The 17,982-nt window shown below is 40.7% G+C and carries 9 protein-coding genes and 1 pseudogene; 9 read left to right on the forward strand and 1 reads right to left on the reverse strand.

Annotated features, from left to right (window positions below; genetic code table 11):
- From DXA54_RS28380 to DXA54_RS05050, 9 genes and pseudogenes are all read left to right on the forward strand, one after another.
- The coding region (locus tag DXA54_RS28380) for a hypothetical protein (RefSeq protein ID WP_207903491.1) at positions 1 to 200 on the forward strand (200 nt) is incomplete at its 5' end.
- A 13-nt stretch (positions 201 to 213) separates the two neighbouring features.
- The gene (locus DXA54_RS05015; RefSeq protein ID WP_120079052.1) at positions 214 to 1,986 is read left to right on the forward strand and encodes a RagB/SusD family nutrient uptake outer membrane protein; all 1,773 of its coding nucleotides are present in this window, start codon (positions 214 to 216) and stop codon (positions 1,984 to 1,986) included.
- 31 nt (positions 1,987 to 2,017) lie between these two features.
- Entirely contained in the window at positions 2,018 to 4,795 is a 2,778-nt protein-coding gene (locus tag DXA54_RS05020) for a SusC/RagA family TonB-linked outer membrane protein (protein WP_120079053.1), read from the forward strand.
- A gap of 18 nt (positions 4,796 to 4,813) precedes the next feature.
- Complete coding sequence (locus DXA54_RS05025) at positions 4,814 to 6,511, forward strand: RagB/SusD family nutrient uptake outer membrane protein (RefSeq protein WP_120079054.1); 1,698 nt, start codon at positions 4,814 to 4,816, stop codon at positions 6,509 to 6,511.
- 32 nt (positions 6,512 to 6,543) lie between these two features.
- Positions 6,544 to 7,992 carry a BACON domain-containing protein gene (locus tag DXA54_RS05030; RefSeq protein ID WP_120079055.1) on the forward strand — a complete coding sequence of 483 codons (1,449 nt, stop codon included), beginning with the start codon at positions 6,544 to 6,546 and terminating at the stop codon, positions 7,990 to 7,992.
- Positions 7,993 to 8,089: 97 nt separating this feature from the next.
- Positions 8,090 to 9,193 (forward strand): DUF4971 domain-containing protein, encoded by a 1,104-nt coding sequence (locus DXA54_RS05035; RefSeq protein ID WP_120079102.1) that lies wholly within the window; start codon positions 8,090 to 8,092, stop codon positions 9,191 to 9,193.
- Positions 9,194 to 9,204: 11 nt separating this feature from the next.
- Complete coding sequence (locus DXA54_RS05040) at positions 9,205 to 9,882, forward strand: hypothetical protein (RefSeq protein ID WP_120079056.1); 678 nt, start codon at positions 9,205 to 9,207, stop codon at positions 9,880 to 9,882.
- A 296-nt stretch (positions 9,883 to 10,178) separates the two neighbouring features.
- A pseudogene (locus tag DXA54_RS05045) lies at positions 10,179 to 12,656 on the forward strand (PQQ-binding-like beta-propeller repeat protein).
- A gap of 12 nt (positions 12,657 to 12,668) precedes the next feature.
- Positions 12,669 to 13,691, forward strand: coding sequence for a glycosyl hydrolase family 18 protein (locus tag DXA54_RS05050; RefSeq protein ID WP_120079057.1), 1,023 nt, complete (start codon positions 12,669 to 12,671; stop codon positions 13,689 to 13,691).
- A 142-nt stretch (positions 13,692 to 13,833) separates the two neighbouring features.
- Here DXA54_RS05050 and DXA54_RS05055 read toward each other — a convergent pair whose 3' ends face one another.
- Entirely contained in the window at positions 13,834 to 17,709 is a 3,876-nt protein-coding gene (locus tag DXA54_RS05055; RefSeq protein ID WP_120079103.1) for a two-component regulator propeller domain-containing protein, read from the reverse strand.
- Positions 17,710 to 17,982 lie beyond the last annotated feature (273 nt).

The following is a 17,982-nucleotide window of genomic DNA, read 5'->3' on the forward strand; positions in this document are numbered from 1 at the left end:
TTATTCACAATAGAAGAAGTACCACCAAATTTGACGAAGAACCAAAAATAGGAATCAATTCGCTTGGAATCACTTTTAGCGGATATAACTTACTGACCTTTACTCCGATGAAGTATGTGGATCCGGAAAGTGTAACTAGCAATGCCGGTAAGTACCCGTTGGTTAAACTATACAATTTTGGATTGAATCTTAATTTTTAATAAGGAACGACTTATGAACAATATATTAAAAGGATTTTGTATCATATTGGGAGCGTTATGGATGTCTTCTTGCTCTGATTTGACTTTCTGGAATGATTTTTTGGATAACCAGCCGGAGAGTTCGGGGGCTACTACGGAAGTCATGTTCTCTTCCAAAGAAAATGCCGATAAAGTGCTGACCAAAGCCTATACAGGGTTGCTTTACGGGATAACTACCACAGGTGAGGCTAGGCTGGGAGGAAATGTGCTTGAGTCTTTAACGGATTTATGCAATAGCTATCGTAACAATGTCGGGGATGGTCCTACTACGTTGTATTATAACGGTCTGTTAAGTCCCACAGAGATTGCAACAAAAGCAGCTTATATGTATGCCGGTCATTCCGATTGGACTACCATCCGCTATGCATGGCTATTCATTGAAAATGCGGATAAAGTGCCCGATTATTCTTCCACTGAAAGAAACAAGCGTGTGGCAGAGGCTCAAGTGCTGATTGCTCTCTCCTATTTCCGGATGATGAGGTATGTCGGCGGTGTACCTTGGCTGGACCATTCGGTTGATGTGAATGAACCGATGAATTTCCCGCGGCAGACTTTTGAAACGACTGTCAATAATATTGTGAATTTGCTAGATGAAGCCATTCCGGTTTTGGATTGGAAACAGACTCCGTTGAATGATGGGCGGATGTCAAGGGCCGGAGCTATGGGACTGAAAGTACAGGTCTTGCTTTGGGCGGCAAGTCCTACATTCAATTCTGATGAGAAGTGGCATCCGGAAGCGGATGAATATACTTGTTACGGTAATTATAATAAAGCCCGTTGGGAAAGAGCTGAGACAGCTGCCCGGCAGTTTTTTACCGAATTGGAAAGTAAACCCGAATACTCCTTGATTCTTCCGGAAGAGGGGGCCGAGGATATGCATCGTGCAAGACGGTTGGCTTATCGTAAGGCATATTATGACCGGGGAGGGACGGAGGTGCTTATTTCCATCCGGAAAGGATATTTGCCAAGTATCCATGATACTTATTATGCCCAACGTTATTATACAAGCCCGACGTTGAACTATGTAGATATGTTCCCGTGGGAGGATGGAACAGAATTCCCCAAAGATTTTGACTGGGCGAATCCGCCTAAACAACCATTTTTCACTGTAGGAGAAAAAGATAAATTGATACCGACCAGGGATCCTCGTTTGTATGAAAACGTTGCTTGTCCGGGAGAAACCTATTTTAATGGAACTACAGCTCCCGTGTATACCAATCATCAAGATTATAAGACGGGACAAGGATTCCTGATAATGAAGTTTAATCTTCAGGAAGCAAGTGATAGGAACGGACGTCCGGTACAGTGGCCTTATTTGCGTTTGCCTGAAATCATGCTTAGTTATGCTGAAATACTTAACGAACTTTACGGACCTACTCTACAGGCGCAGGCACTGGTGAATGAAGTCCGTAAGCGTGTGGGGCTTGGTGCTATTCCTGACAATCTGGATAACAAGCAATTTTTGGAGGCTGTCATAAAAGAAAGAGCGTTGGAATTCGGATTTGAAGAAGTACGCTGGTTTGACTTGGTCCGCAGGGGGCGTAAGGATGATTTTACCAAGCAACTTTACAACTTAAGAAGTGTAGGGAACGACAAGAATCATCCGACAAGTTTTACATTTGAAAAGGTGAAGTTGGATGTACCCCGTTATTGGGTGGATCATTGGGATACAAAATGGTATCTGGCTCCGATTCCTCAAAATGAGATCAATAAGAAATACGGAATGACTCAAAATCCGGGATGGTAATCTGTCACACGTTAATTAATTTAATGAAACAATGAACAAGAAAAAATATATATTCATCGCATCTCTTATCAGCTGTTGCGTACTTGCAAAGGCGCAGCAGGCTACAATAGCAGGAGAACAAGCTTTGCCGGATACTTTGAGTATCGGTTATGGAATGGATATTGACAAGCCGAGTAGCAGTTATTCGGTTGCAGGAGTCAATTCGACGGCTTTTGAAAAATTTTCCGGAATCAATATTACTAAAGCACTGTATGGGAAAATCGCGGGATTGAACGTTTATCAAGGTACAGGGGCGTCACCCGATAATGTCTCTTCACTTTCTTTTCACGGACACACTCCTTTGGTATTGATTGACGGCATTCCCAGAAGCGTCTCAGACATTACCTCGGAGGAGATAGAATCGTGTTACCTGTTGAAAGACGCAGCGGCAGCCGCCCTTTATGGAATGAAGGGAGCGAACGGTGTTTTGCTTATCACTACCAAAAGGGGGAAGAATGCCAGATTGAATGTGAAAGTGGAATACAATTTTGGAGTATCAAACCAGTTCCGTTCTCCGGAGTTTGCTGATTCTTATACGTATGCCAATGCGCTCAATACAGCTTTGGGAAATGACGGGTTGGTTGCTAAATACAATACACAGGAGTTGGAGGCATTTCGTTCAAACGCATATCCTTATCATTATCCTAACGTGAATTGGTGGGATGAAGTGCTGAATAAAACAGGATTTACTCATAATCTGAAGCTTTCTTTCAACGGAGGAAATGACAAGTTCCGCTACTTTACAACGATTGATTATTATCGTGACCGCTCTATGTTGAAGGAAAACTCTGTAGACGATCGTTATGATACAACTCCTACGGATACCCGCTTGAATTTACGTACCAACATTGATGTAAGTATTACTGAAAGTACATTCTTAAAAGCGAATCTGGTAGGAAGCCTCAAAGAAACGAATGGAACTCGTTATGGCCGGAGTGCTATATTTACTCCGGTCTACAATACTCCGTCCGCTGCATTCCCGGTGCAATACGAAGAAGGAATCTACGGTGGAAGTACTATTTACAATGAGAAGAACCCGGTAGCGCTTCTGAAAGATTACGGTCATGTAAGAAGCATGGCAGGAGGACTGTTGGCCGATATGCGTTTACGTCAGGAACTGGATGCGCTGACCGATGGGCTTTCAGCGGAAGTAATGGTTTCTTTCGACAATGTAGGTGCTATGCAGGAAACGAGCAGTAAAGAATATAAATATATGAATTCTTACGCTCGGATGAGCGATGACGGAACATTGATTACTTCTCCGATTGTGTATGGCAAGGATTCGGAAACATTGGGACATAGTGTACCATTTGAACGTTTACTGATGAGAAGCGATTTCCAAGCTAAAATCGCCTATGAACGCCAGTTTGGCAAACATCAGGTATTCGGTTCGCTTATTTATGATATGCAGTCGACTATCCAGCAGAATAGGAATAATACAGAAAAGAACCAATCGTATATCTTTAATGCCGCTTATACCTATGATGACCGATATTCATTGAATGTCGTATTCAACCGCTCCGGTTCCGCATACTTGCCTGATGGGGATAAATTCAGGAACTATCCGGCAGTATCTGCAGCGTGGTTGCTTTCTAATGAGAAGTTTATGAAAGGTAAGACACCGCTCGATATGTTGAAGATTCATGCATCATACGGTTTGTCGGGATGGGACGGTGGTCTTGATCATGAGTTGTGGCGTTATACGTATGGCAGTAACACCGGTTATATTTTCGGTTACAACGCTACGTCGGCAGGGGGTAATAGTGAAGGGAAACTGCCTGTCACGGGACTGACTGCGGAGAGATCTGAGAAAGTTACTGCCGGAATCGATCTGGCTGCTTTTGGAAATCGACTGAACTTTGCTTTGGAAGGTTTTTACGAAGAGCGTTCGGATATTCTTGTGTCGGCTACCAACAGTATATCCGGTATTGTCGGTATCGGTGTGGGTAATTTATGCGAAGGTGTCAATCGGTATAAAGGGTTTGACGTGTCACTCGGTTGGAATGACCGCATAGGGGATTTCGGTTACGGGATCAGTGCTAATGCTTCTTACCTGAATACAGAAATCATCAATAATAATGAAGCTTATCAGGAGTATGATTACTTATACCAAAGAGGTAACCGTATCGGACAGGCATACGGACTTGAAGCGTTGGGCTTTTTCGGCAGCCAGTTGGAAATCAACCAAAGCCCTGTACAGACTTTCTCAACCGTTGCTCCGGGGGACATTAAATATAAAGACCAAAACGGTGATAACCGCATCGATGAGAAGGATGTGGTGAAAATGTTCGGATCTTCCGTCCCCCGTTTCTATTTTGGATTTAGCTTGAACCTCTCGTACAAGGCATTGGAGATAACAGCCGATTTTCAGGGATTGACCGGAAAAACGGTAAACCTGCTCAGCAGCCCGTTATACAAACCGTTAGTGAACAATGGTAATATATCAAAGACATTTTTGGATAGAGAAACTTGCTGGACGCCTGAGAACAAGGAGAGCGCAACAATGCCGAGACTGACGACACTGAACAATGCGAACAACTACAGATCCAGTTCCTTATGGTATCGGGACGGTTCTTTTATCAAACTGCGTAACTTGTTGGTAAGCTATACGTTCCCGAAATCAATGACTCATTTTGCCGATGTCAAGGTGTTTGTGCAAGGAAACAATCTTTTCTCATTAGATAATATAGATTTTGCCGATCCTGAACAATTAGGTATCAGCTATCCGTCTGTAAGAAGCTATTGGGCAGGTGTTAAACTTAATTTCTAATAAATAAAAACAAGCATTATGAGATTTAAATATGTTATAACAGCCTTTTTATCTTCCATGTTATTGGGATCATGCAATTATCTTGATTTCGATGAAACGAATGGTTTGAAAACAAAGGAGGATATGTATAAGTATTTTAATACGACCAAAGGGATGTTGACACACGTGTATTCTTATATTCCGCAAGATTTTGGCACGATTGGGAGCGCCATGCGCGATTGTGCTAGCGACGATGCTGAATTTGGGGCTATAGGAGCTACTGTACAGAACTTTAACAATGGTAACTGGTCGCCTATCAAGACTACCGATACCGCATGGAATTTGTATAATGGAGTACGGGCTGCAAACGCTTTTATCAAAGATATTGCTGAAGTGGATTTTTCTCGCTATGAATATGATGGCACCTATGAGAACAATATGAAGCAATTGAAATACTTCCCTTATGAGGCTAAAGTATTGCGCGCGTTTTATTTCTTTGAGCTGGCACGCCGTTATGGTGATATTGCCATGCCGTTGGAGGTGTTGTCTACCGAAGAGGCGAATAGTATCGGAAAGACACCGTTCAACGAGGTTATCCGATTTATTGTAGAGACGTGCGACGAGGCGGCTGCCGGTGACAATCTGCCTGTGTCGTACGCCAACGAGCCGGGAGCGGAAGTGGGCCGTGTCACCAAAGGTTTTGCTATGGCGCTAAAGTCGAAGGCATTGCTTTATGCAGCCAGCAAGCTTCACAATCCGTCTATGGACGTGGAGTTGTGGAAGACATCCGCCAAAGCTGCTTTTGATTTGATAAAGACCGGAATCTATTCGTTGGATAATAGAGAAACCGCCAATAATCTGTCATCCAAGGAAGCGGTACTGATGAGAGCCAATGGAGACAACTCTAATTTTGAATTGTATAATTTCCCGATACGATTTACTTTAGGCAAACGTCCGGCTGCCAATATCAGCTATTCCACTTTCCCTTCGCAGAACTTAGTTGACGCGTTTGAAACAGTCAACGGATATCCGGTGACTTTGGGAGCTAATGGATGGGTATGCGAGGATCCGGCATTCGACCCGCTGAAACCGTATGAAAACAGAGACCCTCGTTTTTATCGTGCTGTATTGGCCAACGGTATGGAGTTCAAGGGGAGTACGATTGAAACATTTGTCGGTGGTTCAGATGATGTCCCGGTGTCGCAAGGCGGATCGCCCACAGGATACTTCCTACGTAAGTATATCCAACCCACCACCAGCTTCACTCCCGGACAGGAGGTGAAGACCAAACATCACTGGGTGATATACAGATATGCTGAGACATTACTGACTTATGCAGAATCAATGGTTTGCGCATTTAAAGACCCGAAGTATACTGGTAAAGAGTTTGATAATAAGTCGGCAGAATGGGCTTTGAATGAAGTTAGAGTAAATGCCGGAATGCCGCCTGTGAACATTTCCGACCCGAACGAGTTCATGAGAGCGTTACAAAATGAATGGCGTGTTGAGTTTGCTTTTGAAGATCATCGTTTCTGGGATGTCAGAAGATGGAAAATCGGTTATGATACCCAGCGGCTGCTTTATGGGGTAAGAATTGTGAATGAGTCCGGTAATTTGCGTTTTTATAGAAACCTGTATGAGAATCGGACGTGGAAAGGGTGTATGAATCTTTACCCTATTCCTCAGAATGAATTATTTAAGAATCCGAATCTGAATCCTCAGAATCCGGAATGGTAACCTTATTTGTCTAATCAAAAAATAAAGTATATATGAAAAATTTATATGGAAGCGTATTGTCATATATGATGATTCTCGCATGGTATATAGTAGGATTGACTGCATGTCAAGAGTATGAAATTGACTCTCAGCAATGGGGAGATGGTGTCTTGAAGATGGAAATCGATGCTAGGGATAGCTATACGGCTTTGGGAACTTCGCCGGCTGATATCATATTTAATATCAGTTCCAATACTCCTTGGAATATTGAAAGTAGTGAGCAATGGTGCAAGGTGACACCGGCAATGAGTGCAGCCAGTTCGCTGACCGCAACTGTCACTGTTTCACTTGAATCTAACATGAAATTGGAACCGAGAACAGCAACGCTGACTATTAAAGGAGAAGGTATTGAGGAAGCAAAAGTGATTACCATTACGCAAGAGGCCAAGAATGAACTCGAAGTGGTTTACGACAATCAAATTGCGCCTGCGACCGGAGGGGAAATCACGTTTGGTGTCATTTCCAACAAAGCGTGGCGTGTTTCCACTACTGCACAGTTCCTGATGGATATGGATCCGAAGTCCGGAGAAGGAAGAAATGACAGTAATCCGGAAAATGTAACTGTTACGTTGCCTGCTAATACAGGTGCGAGAAGAACGGGTACCGTCACCATTAAGACAGAACTGAGCGAATTCTCCTTTACTATCACACAAGACGGCAACTATCTTGAGGTGGTAGAAAACAATTTGGTGATTCTGGAAGCGGGAGAAGAAAAGATTATTGCTGTGAATGCGAATGTTGAATGGAAAGCGGCAGTGGATGAAAAATATGCCGACTTTATAACAACGGAAAAACTTAGCGCGAGTGAACTGAAAATCACAGTGAAAAAGAATGGTTCATTTGCTACCCGTACAGGTGAAATTAAAATCGTATCGGAGGACACTGCCCTTGGAATGGAGACAAAAATAACTATAAGCCAGGCGGGAAACACCGGATTTACTCTCACTGGTGTTACTTCGGATGAAAATGGTAATATAAAGCTTGGCGTGGGCGGCACAGTCGTTTCTAAGTTTGGGACAACAACCGGGTGTATTACTTTTGAGTTTGATGAAATCAATCTGACTGGTTCTGCTGGTATTAGACTCAATATGGATGGAGGAGCTGAAGGTATGTATAATTATTTTATAAATCCGAGTAACCCTAAAAGTTGTGGTCCCTGGGTTGGAGCGGCTTTAGGATATGTAGGATATAACTCAAAATATGCACTAACTCATGAAGAAGCGAATGCTATACGCAGAATAGAGATTATTATCAAAGAAAATGAATCATCTAAAATAGATATTCAGATAGTTGTTGACGGGAAAGAGGTGGCACTTTTAAAAGATAGAAATAATTTATGGACAGAAGAATCTAAGGGATTGAAGATCTATGTACAGCCACAAAAATTTACCACGACAGACTATTGCGTTATCAAATCCATCAGTTACGAGCCATTCGAATGATTTGTAAATGCCATTGCTCGCAAAGGAGATGCGGTGAGGCACTCTGATGCGGGCGATGACCGACAAAAAAGATTTTAACCAACAAAAAGGCTTTAATATGTTTAAAAGATATCTTGTAATTTTATTAAGTTCAATATGCGCGGGCATAGGAACTATCGGTTGTACAGACAGTGACAACGACGGTGCAGTGGACAATTATCCGTTGATGGCCTTCTCGGTGAAAGTGGGGGATGACTACTATCATGGAAAGATAGACCAGAATGAGCGGAAAGTAGTGATCGGTACCATAGAGAATACGAATACCATCAGTGAAGTGGACTACAAACTGATGGATGGTGCTACCATCTCTCCCGAACCTAATAGTTTGATTCATGCATGGAAGAAGGAGCAGGAGGTCACTATCACTACGGAAGATAAAGTGGCTACGGTGTACACTATTGAATTCTCCAAGTTTAAGGAAGAATATCGCGACTTGCTTTTCTTCGATGATTTCAATAATGTGGACGGTATCCCCGACCAGACGAAATGGAAGCTGTATCCGAAGGGATCGACGGAAACTTCTGATGAAATGTCTGAAAGCTATGATCAGGCTTACGTAAAGGATGGCAACTTGGTGCTGGTTGCCGAAAAAATAGACGGGGAATATAAGACCGGCGGTATTTTGACCAGAGATCTTTGGAGCTTTACTTTCGGTAAAGTAGAAGCACGCGCCCGCATCCCACGTCATCCTGACGGAAATTTCCCCGCTATCTGGTTGATGCCGCAACAGCACGATCCAGACTATCCGGCAGCTAATCCGTTTAGTGGAGAAATCGATATCATGGAGCATGTCAAGCAGACACAGGGTGTTTATCAGACCGTCCATACGAACTATACCTATAATTTAGGATTCAAGTGTTCCGTGACATGGCAGTGCGATTACGAAAATTTCCGAATCTACGGTGTGGAATGGACGCCAGAAGAACTTATTTTTACCGTTGACGGCATAGAGACATTGAGATATACGAACATGCATTTGCCCGATGAAGCGGAGAAAATGCAATGGCCATTTACCGAAAATTCTTCTTTCTATCTCATCATGAACATGTCGCTGGGTAGCGAAGGTTCATGGGCAGGACCGGCGGATGATATGGGGCTTCCTGCCATCATGGAAGTGGACTGGATAAGGGTAAGCAAGCCTACGGCAAATAAAAATGATTAAAAAGGTATCTTATGGGTAAATATATTGTTTTCATTTTAGCGTTGTTGCCTATGCTGGTGCATGCACAATCTCCTAAAAAGGCAAAGTGGAACTTTAATAATCTTGAAGGGTGGGTATATACGCAACAGGACAAGCATCCTAATATCCAGTATGAAATTAGCAAGGGTAAACTGAAAATGTACACTCGTGCTGGAAGCGACGACCGGAAGAAGATGCGCACAAAGGACAGGATATATACCACAGGACGGTATACCTGGAGAACTTATATTTCTGAAATGGGTAAAGGAGATCAGAGCAGTATCGGTTGTTGGCTTTATTGTGACGACAAGCATGAAATCGATTTTGAAATAGGGCCGGGAAAGGATGAGGTTCGTGCGAGTCTGAATGCAGCTCATGACGAATTAATAGGTTATATGACTACTCAGGGGAATCCGTATCATACTAATACTGTCAAAATAAAACCAGGATGGCATATTTTCGAAATTGATATAACACTTGTTAATGGGAAATATAAAGTTGATTGGATGATAGATGGTGAGGTTTTGAGTAGTGTGCAGCAAACATATGGGAAAGAAATTGCATTTTATATTTTTTGCAGCGTAGAGAATCTTAAATTTTTAGGTGAACATCCTGCTACTAAAGATAATTATGCTTTGTTCGATTACGTAAAATACAAATATCATGATTAGAGCGAAAAAACAGGTGTTTTATAAAAAATAAGGGAACAGTCATTTATCTTTACTGTTGGCAATGAATACATTTCTAATGTAATAGTGATTCGGAATTATAAAACGTTCGCTGTTGCCAGATATGTATTGAATTTCTCCCCCAAGAACTTCAACATCATTCATTGTCGATTTAATAATTCACTTCTCAATGAAGAAGTTTAGCTACTGACAGTATCTATTTCAATTTTGGAGAGGGATACTGTCAGTTTTAAATTACAAAGGAACTTTAAGGTTTTCAATAAATGTATTTTTATATGATAAAAAAAGCAATTTTGAGCGTGGCTCTGATGAACGGTATCATTTTAGGTGGTATGGCTGCTCATACAGGGCACGTTTATGTCGATAATAATAACAATGGAATTTTTGACAAAGGAGAAAAGGGTTTGTCGGGAGTATTGGTTTCCGATGGACTGAACGTGGTGAAAACAGCCAATGATGGTTCCTTTTCGCTGCCGGGTCATGCTAAAGAACTGTTTATTTTTATTACAACTCCTTCAGGATATAAGGCCGACAATAAATACTACTGCCGTATTAATAGCAAATTGAAGTCGTATGACTTTGGTTTGCAGCCTTATGATGGAGGGATCCGTAAAGACGGAAGTCATAAATATGTGCACATTACCGATACCGAGATTTCCGGTGTTGGAAACCATGGTGATTGGGTAGGTAATGTGAGAGACTATGTGGCCAATGAACAAGCAGCCTTTATTATCCATACCGGTGATCTCTGCTATGAAAAAGGAATGAAGTCGCATATCGAGTTGATGAATACTACCAATATGAATTGTCCGATATTTTATTGTATCGGCAATCATGACTTGGTGGAAGGACAATACGGGGAAGAATTGTTCGAGAGTATTTATGGTCCGGCTTATTATTCCTTTGATGTGGGAAGCACGCATTACATTGTTACTCCGATGCTTAGGGGAGACTTTAAGCCGAAATATACAAAAGAAGATGTATATCGTTGGCTGAAAAATGATATCGGGCAGATTCCTCAAGGAAAACCGATCGTTATATTTAGTCATGATTTGATTACTCACAACAACCAGTTCATTTATGGGATTAATGAGCAGGAACAAATTAACTTGAGTGACTATAACCTGAAAGCTTGGGTATATGGTCATTGGCATATTAACTATATGAAGAAATGGGGAAATGCATTTTCTGTTTCAACGTCTACACCTGATAAGGGTGGTATTGACCATTCTACCAATGCTTTCCGGGTGATGCATGTAGACAAGAAAGGAAATTTCGAATCTGAACTTCGTTATACTTATTTGAATAAAAGGATACAGATCTCTTCTCCGGTGGAGGGGCAAATGCCGGTTTTCGAGTCGGGGGGGATCCCGTTAGTGGTGAATGTTTATTCGTCAGAGACTCCGGTAAAGGAAGTCACTTATACTTGTCTGGTAGACGGTAAGATTCTATTTTCTAATAAAAGATTGCAGCAGGCTACTGACTGGTGTTGGAATACAAATATTCCTTTGACTGTTGAACAGCAGAGAAAGAAAGTTACCCTTGAACTGAAAGCTTGTTTTAATAATGGTGAGACAGTCGGAAGTGAAAGAACCTTTACTTGTCAGGACACCCTTACGGAAGTGACATTGGGCGGGAATTGGGAAAATCTGCTAGGTAACCCTTAACATGCCGCAAAGAATCAGATGGCACTGAAGCAGCCGTTGCAACTGGCGTGGACTAAAAATGTCGGGGCTAATATCTATATGACATCCCCTTTAGTATATGATGGAAAAATTTATATCGCATCCGTTGATGAAAATCTGAAAGGTGAAGCCCATGTATATTGCCTTGATGACAAGACAGGCGAACTTTTCTGGAAATATCCGGTGCGTAATTCAATTAAAAATACGATTGCAATAGGTAACGGGCAAGTGTTGGCACAAGATGCGCAAGGCTATCTGTATGCAATTGATGCAGAAAGCGGTAAATTAAGTTGGGAAAAACAGTTATCTGTAAACGTTTTATCTTCATTAATTGAAGGATTGGTGGTTTCCAATGGTATTGTCTATGCCGGAACAGGTAAAGGGCTTTGTGCCATCAGTATAAAGGATGGTAAAGAAATTTGGACAAACACTGGTTGGGGGCAAAATATGGGAGCTACTGCGACATTGTCCGTCGGAGAGAATGTGTTGATTGGTTCTTCCCAATGGGGGGCTTTATATGCTAATGATCTTGCTACGGGAAAGTTGAAATGGAAAGCATCAGCAGACGGTTTGCGCAATCGTGGAGCTTCGGCGGCTATCCATGGTGACTTGCTTTATATTATTTCGAATAAATCGCTCTTCATTATGAAAACTGGCAACGGTAAAGTAATTGCACGAAAAGAACTGCCTTTTGTTGTAGAGGTGACTTCCACTCCTTTGTTGACTGATAACGCAATAATTTTCGGCTCAACGAGGGATGGTCTGATTGCGTTGGATAATCAAACTTTTGATATAAAATGGAAATTCAAGACTAACGGTGCGCTGGTTCTCACTTCTCCTTATTCGGGCAAATATTCGGCAACTGTTGAAACGAGCCCGGTACTTGCTGGAAATACGGTGTATGTAGGGGCATCGGATGGAACGATTTACGGAGTGAATAAGGAAAATGGGCAACTTGTATGGAAACATGAAACGGGGGCACCAGTGTTCAGTTCGGTTGCTATTTCCGGGAATGTGCTTATTGCCGCAGACTTTGGCGGGAACATATATGCTTTCGTAACACAAAAATAAAATACGATTATAATGAAGAAGATTATTCGGAGAAGTATATTAGTGGGATTATCTATATTGATGTGCGGAGTGGGGAAGATATGGGCTGACTGTCCGGCATCTTCTAAGGTGGTAGGTTATTTGCCAATGTGGGCAATGCCCTATATGCCTGATTGGAAGAGCCTGACTCATCTTTGTCTGGCATTCGGGACTGTACAAAGTGACGGTACGATAGATACAGAAGCTGTCTGTACAAACCGTTATATTATTGATGAGGCTCATAAGCATGATGTAAGGGTATTGCTATCAATTGGTGGTGGAAGTTCTAAAAGTTTTTCGTCAGTGATTTTAGACAAGAAGAAACGGGGCATTCTGATAAAGAACTTGAAGAAAAATATAGATGAACTTGGATTGGATGGTATTGATGTGGATTATGAAGAGTGGGAAGGGGGACGTGCAGGAGCCAGTAAGCTGGATTTGGAGAGACGTAAGGCATTGGAATCTTTATATAAAGAATTACGGGGTGCAGTAGGTTCTCATAAACTGATAACTGCAGCAGTGAATGCCAGTTGGGATAATGGCGGTTTTGGCACTTATAATTGTTTCAACAATACGATGCACCAATATCTTGATTTTGTCAGTCTGATGATTTATGATAAGACAGGCCCGTGGTCTGGTACAGTCACAGGCCCACATTCTGATTGGGAGTTTTTTACCAATGCTATACACCATTGGCTGAATAATAGAAAATTGCCTAAGGAGAAGCTGATAGCAGGTGTACCTTTTTATGGGTATAAGTTCTCAAGTAAACATCGTGCGGATGATGCGCAGGCACTTCCTTATAAGAAGATACTGGATTTGTACCCGGAGCAGGATGCCCATTTGAAGGATAGTGTAGGATTGCTTTATTATGATGGCATACCTGCTATTAAACGTAAAGCAGAATATGTGAAAGGACAGCATTTGGGTGGAATTATGTTTTGGGAAATTACGCAGGATACAAAAGAAACGGATAAAAGTTTATTAAATCAAATATATACAGTATTAAGGAAATAGCTTTGTTTTTTAAGTTTGTCTTTATAAGTTTTCAAGAGGTAAGGTTGTTGATAACAGTATTTGTAAGAGGGTATCCCGCCATATGAAGGGATGCCCTTTATTTTTTATCGGAAGGAGTGGTTAAAGCGAGGCCTACTATATGCTATTTATTCTGTTTCTTATAATTTGAAGGCGTTTCTCCTATAATGGATTTGAACACTCTGCTGAAATACCGCAAGGAGGAGAAACCTACTATTTCTGATATTTCAGTCATATTCATTGATGTCGTGTTCATCAGTACTACCGATTTGTCAATGCGTTGCTTATTGACATAGTCGATAATTCCCATTCCGGTTATAGCTTTTACTTTATTAAATAGCAGGGAACGGCTGATGCACATATTAGTGGCCAGAAATACGACATCCAATTCCGGATTACTCATGTTGTCTGAAATCAGGTTGTTCAATTTTAAAAGGAAAGTTTCATCTGCATTACTAAAACTGACTTCTTTATAAGTAAGTAAATTGTCTTCCTTGTATCTTGAACGGATCTGTTCACGGATTTTTAGTTGGTTATGGCATAAGGCTAGTAAGCCGTCCATCTCAAAAGGTTTGGGTAGGAAAGCGTCCGCTCCGGTTTTATATCCTGTGTTCATATTTTGCGAGTTATGATAAGCGGTCAATAAAATAAAAGGAATATGGCTGATGTCCAGATCGGTTTTGACTTGCCGGCAGAGTTCGAAACCGTTCATACGGGGCATCATTACATCACTGATAATGATATCCGGCATTCGTTGTTTAATTTGTTCGAGTCCGTCTTTCCCATCTTTAGCCACATATACCCGTTCAAAATAAGGCTTCAATGTTTCTTTTAAGTAATTTCGCAAATCAGCAGTATCTTCGACCACTATTACTGAAAACTTTTTCAGATATGTATAGTCAATACTGTCTGCTGCGCGTTCTTCATCTTTAATTGCATCTTTTGCGGCAATACTACCCGTGCTCTCATTGGTAACAGTTGATAGTGGGAGTTCGAAATAGAAAACAGCTCCTTTGTCAGTAGCATTTAATGCGCCAATCTTTCCTTTGTGTAGGGTTATCAGGCTTTTGGCATACGATAATCCGATTCCACTTCCGCCTTTCTCGTGTATACCTTGATAGAAATTGGAGAATAAAGATTCTGTGTCTACTAGATTTAGTCCCATGCCTTCGTCTTTGACAGACACTCTCACCCTGTCTCCCTCTTCTGAAAGGTGAGTACTGATGATAGTAACAGTATCCGGTTCACTGAATTTCAATGCGTTCATCAGGAAGTTTGAAAGAACAAACTCACATTTATATTTGTCGAAGGGAACCTTTTTTATCTGTTCGTCCAGTTCATATCGAAGTTTGATGCCTTTTACCTCGAACTCATGCATAAATTTGTCACCGACGGAACAAACCCATTCATTTAAGGAGTGTGGTAAAATATGCAGTACCTCTTTACCTTCTTCGAGTTTTCTCACATCCAGTACCATATCAATGATGTTTTTCATTTGATAGGCTTGTTTATAAATTGGGACAAGCAGCTTATCCACATCTTTTTTATCTGTCTCCTGATCGATAATCCGCTTCAACGGGGCACAAATCAATGTAAGTGGGGTACGAAGCTCGTGGCTGATGTTTGTCAGGAAGTTTATCTTTTCTTCGTACATTTTGTTTTTTAATAGCATGATTTCCCGTTTTTGCTTTTTTCTTTTCTTGCGAAGCAAGTAATATATAATAGAATATATCAATAGTCCGGCTAATATGCATATGCACAGATAGAACCAAGAGGTTTGCCACCATGGCGGATAAACTATAATATGGAGTATTTTTTGTTTATGGCTCCATTCACCGTTCCGGGCATAGTAAGATGCCATTATGGTGTATTCGCCGACTGGCAGGTAATTCAGAAATAATGAGTTTGACTTTGAATATGGTAATTTTCGGTCAATTCCTTCAATATCAAACTGGAATATATTTTTGTAGAATACATCTTTCGCGTTAAGCAGGACTTTTAATTGCAAAGAAATAAAGTCCCAAGGGATTTTGATGGTACTTATTTCACTTGGGTGTCCATTCTTCGTCATCACAGAATGATTGTTTAAAAGCACATCTAGTAGTTCGATTTTATGTCCGGTTTCGGCGTCAAAACGGATATTGGAATCAATATAGGTTATTCCGTTAAAGCCTCCCATTATAATATTTCCGTTTTGTAGTAAGAGATGAGAACAGGATATATATTCATTGGGGGCTATTCCGTCCGTTTCGTCAAGAATGATTATGTTTTTTTCTATAGTAGAATAAACATACAGGCTTTGGCGGGTACCAATCCATATCCTGTTTTGATTGTCTGCCATAACGGAAGTAATCTCATTAAACAAGGATGTATGAATCATTTGTGGCTCCTGGGAGGTAGGATCATAACAAATAAGTCCGTTTTCTGAAGCGAGCCAAAAAACGCCGTTATGATCCATGTAAGCATCGTTCAGGACTTGATTCCCACGGTAGATTGTTTCAAAGTTGTGAGTCTGGAAGTCATATTTGCAGATGTTCTTCTGATCCAAAAAATAGATTTCATCAGCTGTTGAAGAGATGATTAATGGCGAATATCTATGATAGTCTTTTTCGTTTTCCGCAATCTTTTCAAGCTTGTTTTCTACTATGTCATACACATAAATATGTCTAGTGCTAATGACGATTTTACGTTCGGATATTCTTTGCATTCGTGCAGTTATCCCGAAAGTGTATATCTCTTTATTTATGTTTTTATAAATCTGGTCGAAAGAACGTATCCGCCCGTTTGTTTTATCAAACAAGCAGAAGCCGTTATTAAAGGAAAACAGTAGTAATTCTTGTGGAGAAAATTCAACGATAGAGGTAACTTTGTCGTTCTTTGTCGTTGGATAGTGCCTGAAAGAGTTCGTTGCAGGATTATAACAATTAATTCCGCCACCATCTACACCAATCCAGACCAGTCCGTTGTCATCTTCTAAAAAACTATTTACTGTAGAAGCGCTTAAACCGTATGGGTTGTTAAAGGGGACTTTCGAATAGGAGCTTGCAAAGACTTGTTTGATGCCAATTAGACCATGACATACTGTGCCTGCCCAAATATTATTGGCCGGATCACGATAAATACGGCAAACTGCATCTGCAGGAAATGAATTTAAGTCATCTTGCGTATAATTAATACAGGAAAAAGAAAAATCTTTTAAAGAAAGTATGTTGATGCCTCCACCATCAGTAGCTATCCATAGCTGGTTATCCTTTTCTGCAATATCATAAATGACGTCATAAGTCAGAGGAGAGTTTTTTGTGGTATAATGTTTGATAAGTAGGCTGTCTTTATAGCAATAAAGCCCGTCACCGTAAGGGCTGATCCACAGGCGATTCAAAGAGTCTATATAGATACAGGTATAATTGGTATCTTTAAAAGAATCTATCTTTTTCAATTGATTGGTGTGCAGGTCAAAAAGATAAATGCCATGCCATGATGTATTTATTAAAACATGTCTGTTGTCATAACGAATCATTTTCCTGAAACTAATATAGGTTGTAGGCTCTTGTTCCAGATACAATGTTTTCCATTGTCTGGTAGCATATTCAAATTTATAGACACAATTCTCGCCACCAAATATAATACCGTCATCAACCAGTAAGTATGAGACAATAAAAGGGTTTTGGTGTCCATTTATAATTACCTGCTGGAAATAATCATTCCTCCGGTCATAAAGGCAGACTCCTTCTATTGTTGATATCCATAAATTAGACAGTGAATCTTCTGCTATAAAGTTAATATAATTGGATGGAAGAGAGTTGTTGTCATTGGGGTGATGCAGATATTGTTTTAAATGCCCGTTGTCATAACGGTTTAGCCCGGCCTCAGTTCCTATCCACAAATACCCCCGGTAATCGCTTAATATTGACGTGACTTTGGATTGTGAAAGTCCTTCCTTTATACCTAGCTGTTTGTAATAATGAAAATCGGTTTTCTTTGCTCTTGTCGTATATGTCATTCCTGTGAATAATAGGAGTAGTAAGTATATACGTAAGAAAGTATGATTGTTTGGAATATGATTAGATTTGAAGTTTTCACAGTAATCCATATTTGTTTTTATTTAAGTTTTATAGATTAGATGATTAACTTAATATTTCATATTATCATTCTTTATAAAAGCATGGGAATATGAAAATATCCACAATGTTTATATTAGCGTTCGGCATTCATGATGAATACTTGGACAAACAGTATAAACGTATGTACAAAGGTAATATTAAAATTCTGAAAA

It is taken from the genome of Bacteroides sp. OF03-11BH (assembly GCF_003604005.1).
Taxonomy (GTDB): Bacteria; Bacteroidota; Bacteroidia; order Bacteroidales; family Bacteroidaceae; genus Bacteroides; species Bacteroides ovatus.